This is a genomic window from Pseudomonas sp. ENNP23 (assembly GCF_001728945.1).
GTDB lineage: Bacteria > Pseudomonadota > Gammaproteobacteria > Pseudomonadales > Pseudomonadaceae > Metapseudomonas > Metapseudomonas otitidis.
Genome location: NZ_LYSP01000019.1, coordinates 72716 through 83148 on the forward strand (window position 1 = coordinate 72716; position 10433 = coordinate 83148).

The window sequence follows — 10433 nt, forward strand, 5'->3', positions numbered from 1 at the left end:
GCCTCCCCGGCCCACCTTCCCCAGGACAAGATGAAGCGCTACGAGAAATTCGCGGACGAGATCGCCGAACTGATCCGCACCGGCGTCCTGGCGCCGGGCCAGAAGGTGCCCTCGGTGCGGCATGCCAGCCGCACCTACGGGGTCAGTGCCTCCACGGTGTTCCAGGCGTACTACCTGCTGGAGAGCCGTGGGCTGATCATGGCCCGCGCGCGCTCCGGCTACTTCGTCTGCCAGCACGTCAAGCGGCCGCTGCAGGAGCCCCAGGTGAGCAGCCGCGAGGCGGCCACCACCGAGGTGGACGTGAGCGAGCTGGTGTTCTCGGTGCTCAGTTCGATCCGTGACCCGGACACGGTGCCCTTCGGCTCGGCCTTCCCCAGCCCGGACCTGTTCCCCCTGCAACGCCTGGCGCGCTCCATGGCCCATGCGGTGCGCGACATGGACCCGCGCTCCACCGTGGCCGACATGACGCCGGGCAACCACGGCCTGCGCCGGCAGATCGCCCTGCGCTACATGGTCGGCGGGCTGCCGCTGCCCATCGAGGAGCTGGTGATCACCAACGGCGCGCTGGAGGCGCTGAACCTCTGCCTGCAGGTGGTGACCCGGCCGGGCGACCTGGTGGCCATCGAGTCACCGGCGTTCTACGCGAGCCTGCAGGTGCTGGAGCGGCTCAAGCTTAAGGCGGTGGAAATCCCGGTGCACCCGCGCGAGGGCATCGACCTGGAGGTGCTGGAGCGCAGCCTGGCGAGCCTGCCGATCAAGGCCTGCTGGTTCATGAGCAATTTCCACAACCCGCTCGGGGCGAGCCTGACCGAGGAGCGCAAGAAGCACCTGGCGGGGCTGCTGGCCCGCTACCAGGTGCCGATGATCGAGGACGACGTGTACGCCGAGCTGTACTTCGGCCAGCACGCGCCCAAGCCGGTGAAGGCCTTCGACAGCGAGGGCCTGGTGATGCACTGCAGTTCGTTCTCCAAGAGCCTGGCGCCGGGCTACCGGGTCGGCTGGGTGGCGGGAGGGCGCTATGCCGGGGAGATCGAGCGGCTGAAGCTGATGACCAGCATCTCCGCCTCGGTGCCGGCCCAGGCGGCCATTGCCGACTACCTGCAGCACGGCGGCTACGACCGCCACCTGCGGCGCCTGCGCTATGCGCTGGAGAGCCAGCAGAACGCGATGCTGGCGGCGGTGGCCCGGCACCTGCCGGAGCAGACCGGGGTCAGCCGGCCCGACGGTGGTTACTTCCTCTGGCTGGAATTCCCCCGCCAGGTGGATGCGCTGCGCTTGTTCCAGTTGGCCCTGGCCCAGGGCATCAGTATCGCGCCGGGGCCGATCTTCTCGGCGACCCGCAGCTACGGGCATTGCGCCCGCCTCAACTACGGCCATCCCTGGACGCCCCGCAGCGAGCAGGCGGTGGAAACCCTCGGGCGCATCATCAAGTCGCTTTAAGCGCAACTCCCCGCGCAAAACGGTCGCCTTGTTCATTGACCTGAACTTGGGCGGCCGTTGTGCGCTCTATTTTTCAGGTTCGATACGCCGTCACTACGAAGTTGCCATGGCAGCGATGTGCGGCAGCGTTTGAATAACGCCGGCAGCATGTCCTACACCTGACAGTGCATGAACTACTCACATGAGTCTGGAGCTTTCGACAAGTTTGCCTATATACTTCGCCAGCCTCCCCGAATGCATTGCGACCTCGCTGTAACGCAGACACCATGCGGCCTGGGCAGGCACCGAAGACAACCTCAAGGTTGCATCGGGATTGTGCATGGCACGCACACTCCCTCTTCTGGCGAAAGTTGCAAAGGGTACTCGCCCCTTCATCGCCGGAACTTGGATCAAGACCATTTCAACAGCACACAAGCGGATCACTACGTGACGAAAGACGAACTGCGCGCCGAACTCGAGCGCCAGGAGAAACGTTACAAGGATGTATACGGCGGGGAAGTCACCACCTACGCCGCCCAGCCGGACCCCGAACGCAAGCCCTGGCGCAAACGCCCCAACTACCTGGACCAGGCTTTCGAGCGCGAGCTCCAGAAGATGGAAAAAGAGCTCAAGCAATCGGACTGAAACGATTTTTAAACAAAGCCTGCGCAGCCCTCGTTTCTAGGGCTGCGCTGCCATGACGCACGGAACGATACGACCAATCAGCGGTCCGGAGCTGGGCGGGAAGCGGTTTTCTGGCATAATCCGCGCCCCCTAACCAGCCGTCATAAAACCTTCATGTTCGATCTCTTCAGCGGGCTTGATGCCTGGCTGGTGCTGAGCCTGGTGCTCGCCCTGGCATTCGTCCTGTCCTTCGAGTTCATCAACGGTTTCCATGACACCGCCAATGCGGTGGCCACGGTCATCTACACCAAAGCCATGTCGCCCTACCGGGCGGTGGTCCTCTCCGGCATCTTCAACTTCCTCGGCGTGCTGCTGGGTGGCGTTGGCGTGGCCTACGCCATCGTGCACCTGCTGCCGGTGGAGCTGCTCATCAACGTCAACACCGGCCACGGGCTGGCCATGGTGTTCTCGCTGCTGGCGGCGGCCATCACCTGGAACCTGGGCACCTGGTACTTCGGTATCCCGGCGTCCAGCTCCCACACCCTGATCGGTTCCATCCTCGGCGTCGGCCTGGCCAACGCGATGCTCACCGACCTGCCCCTGGGCGAGGGCGTGAACTGGGGCAAGGCCATCGACATCGGCCTGTCGCTGATCTTCTCTCCGGCTGCCGGCTTCATGGTCGCAGCCCTGGTGCTGCTGAGCCTGAAGTGGCTGTATCCGCTGTCGAAGATGCACAAGACGCCGGAAACCCGTAAGGAGCTGGACGACAAGAAGCATCCGCCGTTCTGGAACCGCCTGGTGCTGGTGCTCTCGGCCATGGCGGTGAGCTTCGTGCATGGCTCCAACGACGGCCAGAAAGGCATCGGCCTGATCATGCTGGTGCTGATCGGCATCGTTCCGGCCAAGTTCGTGCTGGACCTGAACAGCACCACCTACCAGATCGAGCGCACCCGCGACGCTGCGACCCACCTGAGCCAGTTCTACCAGCGTCACACCGACACCCTCGGCGAGATGCTGGCCCTGGGCAAAAGCAACGGCAGCGAGATGCCGCAAGCGTTCCGTTGCGATCCGAAGCAGACCGAAGCGACCATCGCCGGCCTGCTGGGCAACCTGAAGGGCGTGCGCAGCTACGCCGACATGAGCGAGGAGAAGCGCGTCGAGACCCGCCGCTACCTGCTCTGCCTGGACGACACGGCGAAGAAGGTGGGCAAGCTGTCCGGCCTGCCGGCCCGTGAAAAGGCCGACCTCGACAAGCTGCGCAAGGACCTGACCGCCACCACCGAGTACGCCCCCTTCTGGGTGATCATCGCGGTGGCCCTGGCCCTGGGCATCGGCACCATGGTCGGCTGGAAGCGCGTGGTGCTGACCGTGGGCGAGAAGATCGGCAAGCAGGGCATGACCTACGCCCAGGGCATGAGTGCGCAGATCACCGCCGCTGCAGCCATCGGCATGGCCAACCTCTACAGCCTGCCGGTCTCCACCACCCACGTGCTGTCTTCCGGCGTGGCCGGCACCATGGTCGCCAACAAGAGCGGCCTGCAGGGTGGCACGGTGCGCACCATCCTGATGGCCTGGGTACTGACCCTGCCCACCTCGATGGCGCTCTCCGCCGGTATGTTCTGGCTGGCGACCACGCTGTTCGTCTGAGTCATCTGCTTCATCGAGAAAGGCGCCTGCGGGCGCCTTTTTCATGCCTGCTCGCCGGCCGGGGCGTCGCTGAATGCCTGTGGAAAGCTCCGACATACAGGCATTTCGCCAACCTCAAGCTTTAATGGGTAATGACCGACACACTGAGGGACGCAGCCACCAGAAGCCGTGTACCCGACGTATCAGGTATCCGCCCCAACCGGACGCACGAAGCCATGACCAAGAATATGAAGTTCAGCCACAAGATCCTGCTCGCCGCCTCGCTGGTGGTGATCGCGGCGTTCTCGCTGTTCACTCTGTACAACGACTACCTGCAACGGAATACGATCCGGGAAGACCTGGAGAGTTACCTGAAGGAAATGGGTAACGTCACCGCCGGCAATATCCAGAACTGGCTCTCCGGCCGGATTCTGATGGTGGAGAACCTGGCGCAGAACATTGCCCAGCACCCCGAGCCGGATGCGGTGGCCAAGCTGCTGGAGCAGAAGGCGCTGACCTCCACCTTCGCCTTCACCTACCTGGGCACTCAGGACGGCGCCTTCACCATGCGCCCGGACGAAGAGATGCCGGCCGATTACGACCCCCGCGTGCGCCCCTGGTACAAGGACGCCGTGGCCGCCGGCTCGACCACCCTGACCGAGCCCTACATCGACGCGGCGACCAAGGCGCTGATCATGACCATCGCCACGCCGGCGCCCGGCCAGGGCGTGGTAGGCGGCGACCTGAGCCTGGAAACCCTGCAGCAGATCGTCAATTCGCTGGACTTCCAGGGCATGGGCTACGCCTTCCTGGTAAGCGAGGACAGCACCATCCTGGTCCACCCCAACAAGGACCTGGTGATGAAGAAGCTGACGGAGGTCTACCCGACCAATGCGCCACGCATCAGCACCGACTTCACCGAGACGGAGCTGGACGGCAAGGCCCGCATCCTCACCTTCACCCCCATCAAGGGCCTGCCGACGGTGAAGTGGTACATCGGCCTGTCCATCGACAAGGCCCAGGCCTTCTCGATGCTCAACGAGTTCCGCACCTCGGCCATCATCGTCATGGTGATCGCGGTGGTGATCATCATCATCCTGCTGGGCATGCTGATCCGCTTCCTGATGCAACCGCTGCTGCTCATGGGCCGCGCCATGCGCGACATCGCCCAGGGCGAGGGTGACCTGACCCGCCGGCTGGAGGTGCACTCCCAGGACGAGTTCGGCGAAATGGCCCAGGCGTTCAACCAGTTCGTCGAGCGTATCCACGGCTCGATCCGCGAGGTCTCGGCCACCACGCGCCAGGTCAACGAGGTCGCCCAACTGGTGCTGAACGCCTCCAACTCCTCCATGAGCAACTCCGACGAGCAGGCGCAGCGCACCAACAGCGTGGCGGCGGCCATCAATGAGCTGGGCGCGGCGGCCCAGGAGATCGCCCGCAACGCAGCGGACGCTTCCCACCAGGCCTCCAATGCCAAGGATCAGTCGGAAGACGGCCGCCAGGTGGTGGAGCAGACCATCAAGGCCATGAGCGACCTGTCGGCGAAGATCAGCACCTCCTGCGCCAACATCGAGGCCCTCAACGCCAAGACGGTGAACATCGGGCAGATCCTCGAGGTGATCAAGGGCATCTCCGAGCAGACCAACCTGCTGGCGCTCAACGCGGCCATCGAGGCCGCTCGCGCAGGCGAAGCCGGGCGTGGCTTTGCGGTGGTGGCCGACGAGGTGCGCAACCTGGCCCACCGCACCCAGGAGTCGGCCCAGGAAATCCAGAAGATGATCGAGGAGTTGCAGGTGGGCGCCCGCGAGGCGGTCAACACCATGACCGAGAGCCAGCGCTACAGCGAGGAGAGCGTGACCATCGCCAACCAGGCCGGCGAGCGCCTCTCCAGCGTGACCCAGCGCATCGGCGAGATCGACGGCATGAACCAGTCGGTGGCGACCGCGACGGAAGAGCAGACCTCGGTGGTGGAATCCCTCAACGTGGACATCAACGAGATCAACATGCTCAACCAGGAAGGCGTGGAGAACCTGCAGGCGACCCTGCGGGCCTGCGCGGACCTGGAGCAACAGGCCGCCCGACTGAAGCAACTGGTGGACAGCTTCCGCATCTGAACCGTCCGGGTACGAAAAAGGCGCCTCAAGGCGCCTTTTTCGTGTCTTCCGCTTCGTCCTGGATCTGCTTCCACAGGGCTTCGGCATCCGGGAAGTCGGTGCCGTCCTCCTCGTCCAGCGCCTCGGGGTCATAACGCCGCACACACCCCTCGCCGAGGGTGGGCGGAGCCTTGGAGGTGGCGCGTTCGAGGGGATCGGACATGCGGAGCTTCCTAGGCCAGACGGCTGCCGTCGTGCTGGGCAAAAGCCTTGATCGCCCGCAGGGCATCACGGCGGCTGAGTACGCCCACCAGCACGCCCTGCTCCACCACCGGGAAGGCCTCGCGCTGCTCACGCAACAGGCGCTGGCAGACGTCGACCACATCCTCCTCGGGAGACACGCTGTCCAGCTGCGACTGCATGCATCCGCCTACCACGCCGCCCACGGCGTCGTAGTAGGCACCGGAGAGGATGCCGCGCAGGCAATCGGATTCGGACAGCATCCCCAGCAGGTGGCCCTGGGCGTCCACCACCGGAGCACCGCTCAGGCGGTGCTCCAGCAGACGCTCGATGGCCAGGAACAGGTCGGTCTCCGGCCTAAAGGTCACCTGATGGTGGGTCATGTAGTCACGAACCTGGACGGACTTGAGCATGGGATCGTTCCTTGTATCGAAATCGCGGGGTCAGTCGAAGACCACGGTCTTGTTGTCGTGCACAAGCACGCGGTCTTCCAAGTGGTAGCGCAAGCCACGGGCCAGCACCAGCTTCTCCACGTCCTTGCCGAGGCGGACCAGGTCCTCGATGTCGTCGCGGTGGCTGATGCGCACCACGTCCTGTTCGATGATCGGGCCGGCGTCCAGCTCCTCGGTGACGTAGTGGCAGGTGGCGCCGATCAGCTTCACGCCGCGCAGCGAGGCCTGGTGGTAAGGCTTGGCACCCACGAAGGAGGGCAGGAAGCTGTGGTGGATGTTGATCACCTGGTGGGCGTAGCGCTGGCACAGGTCCGGCGGGAGGATCTGCATGTAGCGCGCCAGGACCACGGTGTCGGCATTGTGTGCGTCGACCAGGCGGGACACCTCGGCGAAGGCCGGGGCCTTGTCCTTCGGGTCCACCGGTACGTGGAAGTAGGGGATGCCGTGCCATTCGACCATGCTGCGCAGGTCGTCATGGTTGGCGATGACGCAGGGAATCTCGCAATCCAGCTCGCCACTGTGCCAACGGTGCAGCAGGTCGGCCAGGCAGTGGGACTCACGGCTGGCCATCAGCACCACGCGCTTCTTCACCGCTGAATCGGTGATTCGCCAGGACATGGAGAACTCCCGGGCTATCGGCGCGAAAGCCTGGCGGAAACCGTCCAGGTCGAACGGCAGCGAGTCGGCGCGGATTTCATGCCGCATGAAGAACCAACCGCTCTGGTTGTCGGAGTGATGACTTGCCTCGGTAATCCAACCGTTATAGGTGGCCAGAAAATTACTCACCTTGGCGACAATGCCGACGCCGTCCGGGCAGGCAATCACCAGACGAAATGTGCGCATGGGAAACTCCAGATACTTCGCAAAGGCGGCCATTCTAGCGGCACGCGGTGAAAACTTCAGCAGGCCCGAACACTTCATCCGACGTCCCGCGTGCCCCTGCCAGGGGCATGGGTATTAGCACGCGGGTCTTCAATTCGCGGGGGAGTTGTTCATGCCAGTTACGTGCGAACAACTAACAGGCCCGCCTGCATTCATTGGTAAAAAATATTCGGCTGATACTTTCCTGACATGTTTACTTGGTTTAGTGTCCTGACTATTATCCCTTCCACATCATTCACCCCTAATTCACCAAGGGACACCGACATGTCGCTGATCAATGAATACCGCGCCACTGAAGAAGCCATCAAAGAACTCCAGGAGCGCCTGAAGAATCTGTCCCAGGACGACAAGCTGCAGAAAGAACTGGAATTCGAAGGCAAACTCCGCACCCTGATGGGCGAATACCAGAAGTCCCTGCGCGATATCATTGCCCTGCTCGATCCCGAAGCCAAAACCGCCAGGCAACCGCGCGCTGCCAGGCCGGCCACCGGCGTCAAGCGTGCCCGCAAGGTCAAGCAGTACAAGAACCCGAACACCGGCGAAGTCATCGAAACCAAAGGCGGCAACCACAAGACCCTGAAAGAGTGGAAAGCCAAGTGGGGCGCCGAGACCGTTGAAAGCTGGGCCACCCTGCTGGGTTGATTCAGTCAGCTCCATCAAAAACGCCAGCGGATGCTGGCGTTTTTTATTGCCTGTTCAAAGCGGGACTACAGCGTATATCGCTGGCGCACTACTTCGGCGTGGGCATTCCAGGCATCGAGAATCGCCAATTGCGCGGGTGACGCAGTTGCCCGTAACTCCAGCAGCGCCTCGGTGAATGCCGCCAGGGTATTGGGTGCCCCGTAATTGGGATGCATAAGCCGATTCCGACAGAACTCCTGCCAGCGCGACGTCTCCTCGGCACTCAAAGTTTCCGGGAAGTTTCGTGCCCGGTAACGGAACAGCAATTCCGGCAAGCGCGAATCATCGAATGGCCATACTTCTCGCGCCAGTCGTTGCGGGTCGGCATTACGCACCTGTTCGCACAGTCGACGATCACGATCCCCGAGGAAGCCGTCATAAAGTTGCTGCTCGGGATCTTCGCTGCCGGCAAAGGACTCTTCGGCATAAACCGCTGCCAACTTGTCCTGCCAGTTCGCCTGTTGCCGTGCCAGTTCATCGGCCTTGGCCTGACAGGCGGCCAGGTCGACGCCAATCCGCTCCCGGTCCGCAGGCCTTAATACGGAAAGCGGGGCCACGACGGGGCACTTGTTGATGTGCAGCAGCTTCAGCGGGACCGGCAACTCGCCTTCAGCCAGGGCATCCCGCCGGGTATAGAGGCGCGCGCGCAAGGTCTCGGCATCCAGCTCCAGCAGGGGCGACACCTCCACCTGCAGGTCGCAGACGATCAGGGCGTTGCGGTTGCGCGGGTGCCACGCCAACGGCAGCACCACTGCGAGGAAATGTCGTTCCGCCGAGTAGCGGCCCGATACGTGGACCAGCGGCTGCATCAGGCGGATCTGCTCCATCACCTTGTGCTTGCTGCGCAACTGGAACAGGTAGTCGTACAGCTTGGGCTGGGCTTCGCGCACCCGGCGGGCCATGCCGATGGTGGCACGCACGTCGGACAGCGCGTCGTGGGCCTGGCCATGATCGATGCCGTTGGCGGCGGTCAGCCGCTCCAGGCGCAGGGTCACCCGCCCCTCCTCGGTGGGCCACTGGAGGCCTTCCGGTCGCAGGGCATAGGCCGTGCGCAGGGTATCGATCAGGTCCCAGCGGCTGTTGCCGCCCTGCCATTCCCGGGCGTAGGGATCGATGAAGTTGCGATAGAAGCTGTAGCGGGTCACCTCGTCGTCGAAGCGCAGGGTGTTGTAGCCCGCGCCGCAGGTGCCCGGGCGTGACAACTCGGCATGTACCTGGTGGATGAAGGCCGCCTCGTCCAGGCCCTTGTCCTGCAGGGTCGACGGCAGGATGCCGGTCACCAGGCAGGCCGCCGGGTGAGGCAGGATGTCGTCACTGATGCGGCAATACAGGTTCACCGGCTCGCCGACTTCGTTCAGGGCCTCATCGGTGCGGATGCCGGCCACCTGGATGGCGCGGTCGCAACGCGGGTTGATGCCGGTGGTCTCGTAGTCGTACCAGAAGATGCTGGGGGTCACGCCGCCTCCTTGAATCCGGGCGCTGGGATGCAATGGGCGAGGAGTCTAACAGCCCCCTTTCCATGCAAATCGCCAAATCGTGAAGCAGCCGATTGCAATTGCCCGGGCAACTCCAGAAACTCCCCCACCATCCACAACCAGGCCCAAGGCACAGGGAAGCGTCATGAGCGAGATCCAGCAGAACCCCTACTCCGCACCGCGCAGCGAGCTGGTGGAGCGTCCGCCGGCTGTCGATGTACCGAGCATCGAAGAAGCCCTGGCGCGCGGCTATGACTTCCGCATCGGCGAGCTCATCAGCGAGGGCTGGCAACGCATCCAGGGCCTGAAAGGCATGATCATCGGCGGCCTTCTGGTCTACTCGGTGGTCAGCCAGCTCGTCAGTTTCATCCTCGGCCTGGTGCTGGGGCTGCTCGTTGCAAGCGATGGCATGCTGCTGATGATCGGCCAGTTGGTCATCGGCATCATCGCTGGTGCCTGCGCCGCACCGGTGATGGCCGGCCTTTATATGCTTGCCATGCGCCAGGTGACCGGCCAGCCGCTGAACTTCAACGAAGTCTTCGCTCACACCGGCAAGTTCGTCCCCCTGGCCATCCTCAGCCTGCTGCTCCCGCTGATGGTCTACCTGGGCTTCCTGCTGCTGGTCATTCCCGGCATCTACCTCAGCATCGCCTACGCTTTGGCCATGCCGTTGATGGTAGAACGCGGCCTCTCGCCCTGGCAGGCGATGGAAGCGTCGCGGCGTGCCATCAGCCAACGCTGGTTCAAGTGCTTCGGCCTGTTCGCCCTGCTCGGCCTGATCGTCATGCTCAGCGCCCTGCCGCTGTTCGTCGGCCTGGTCTGGACGCTGCCCATGTGCTTTGTGGTGGTGGCCCTGCTGTATCAGCGCATCTTCGGCATCCAGCAGTTCCCCCAGTAATTCGCGTAGCCCGGACCGGTCCGCCTGAGCGGATCGGTTGCCT

General features: G+C 63.6%; 10 protein-coding genes and 1 pseudogene. 7 read left to right on the forward strand and 4 right to left on the reverse strand.

Annotated features, from left to right (window positions below; genetic code table 11):
• Positions 1-30 precede the first annotated feature (30 nt).
• The 5 genes and pseudogenes from mapR to A9G05_RS28440 all read left to right on the forward strand — a co-directional run bounded on the left by mapR (position 31) and on the right by A9G05_RS28440 (position 5783).
• Positions 31-1440, forward strand: a complete 1410-nt coding sequence (gene mapR, locus A9G05_RS12790) for a GntR family transcriptional regulator MpaR (RefSeq protein WP_044413117.1) — start codon at positions 31-33, stop codon at positions 1438-1440.
• Positions 1441-1866: 426 nt separating this feature from the next.
• On the forward strand, positions 1867-2064 hold the full coding sequence (locus tag A9G05_RS12795; RefSeq protein ID WP_044413114.1) for a hypothetical protein: 198 nt from the start codon (positions 1867-1869) through the stop codon (positions 2062-2064).
• Between the two features lie 153 nt (positions 2065-2217).
• Positions 2218-3690: an inorganic phosphate transporter gene (locus tag A9G05_RS12800; RefSeq protein WP_069561344.1), complete on the forward strand. Its 1473-nt coding sequence runs from the start codon at positions 2218-2220 to the stop codon at positions 3688-3690.
• 227 nt (positions 3691-3917) lie between these two features.
• Positions 3918-4925, forward strand: a pseudogene (locus A9G05_RS28435) (cache domain-containing protein); the annotation flags it as partial.
• A gap of 93 nt (positions 4926-5018) precedes the next feature.
• Complete coding sequence (locus A9G05_RS28440) at positions 5019-5783, forward strand: methyl-accepting chemotaxis protein (RefSeq protein ID WP_371850562.1); 765 nt, start codon at positions 5019-5021, stop codon at positions 5781-5783.
• A 25-nt stretch (positions 5784-5808) separates the two neighbouring features.
• Here the strand turns inward: A9G05_RS28440 and A9G05_RS27655 are convergent, their stop codons facing one another.
• From A9G05_RS27655 to purU, 3 genes are read right to left on the reverse strand one after another with little or no spacing between them, the layout of a single operon-like run.
• Complete coding sequence (locus A9G05_RS27655) at positions 5809-5985, reverse strand: hypothetical protein (RefSeq protein WP_165663983.1); 177 nt, start codon at positions 5983-5985, stop codon at positions 5809-5811.
• Positions 5986-5995: 10 nt separating this feature from the next.
• Positions 5996-6415: a CBS domain-containing protein gene (locus A9G05_RS12810; RefSeq protein WP_069561346.1), complete on the reverse strand. Its 420-nt coding sequence runs from the start codon at positions 6413-6415 to the stop codon at positions 5996-5998.
• Between the two features lie 30 nt (positions 6416-6445).
• Positions 6446-7297 carry a formyltetrahydrofolate deformylase gene (gene purU / locus A9G05_RS12815; protein WP_044413103.1) on the reverse strand — a complete coding sequence of 284 codons (852 nt, stop codon included), beginning with the start codon at positions 7295-7297 and terminating at the stop codon, positions 6446-6448.
• 303 nt (positions 7298-7600) lie between these two features.
• Between purU and mvaT the strand changes: the two genes are divergently transcribed.
• Positions 7601-7978 carry a histone-like nucleoid-structuring protein MvaT gene (gene mvaT, locus A9G05_RS12820; RefSeq protein ID WP_069561347.1) on the forward strand — a complete coding sequence of 126 codons (378 nt, stop codon included), beginning with the start codon at positions 7601-7603 and terminating at the stop codon, positions 7976-7978.
• A 65-nt stretch (positions 7979-8043) separates the two neighbouring features.
• On the opposite strand, the gene sbcB is transcribed toward mvaT, so the two are convergent.
• On the reverse strand, positions 8044-9474 hold the full coding sequence (sbcB, locus tag A9G05_RS12825) for an exodeoxyribonuclease I (RefSeq protein ID WP_069561348.1): 1431 nt from the start codon (positions 9472-9474) through the stop codon (positions 8044-8046).
• Positions 9475-9637: 163 nt separating this feature from the next.
• Here sbcB and A9G05_RS12830 point away from each other — a divergent pair, with 163 nt between their 5' ends.
• A complete protein-coding gene (locus A9G05_RS12830; RefSeq protein ID WP_069561349.1) occupies positions 9638-10390 on the forward strand; it encodes a hypothetical protein in 753 nt (250 codons plus the stop codon).
• Positions 10391-10433 lie beyond the last annotated feature (43 nt).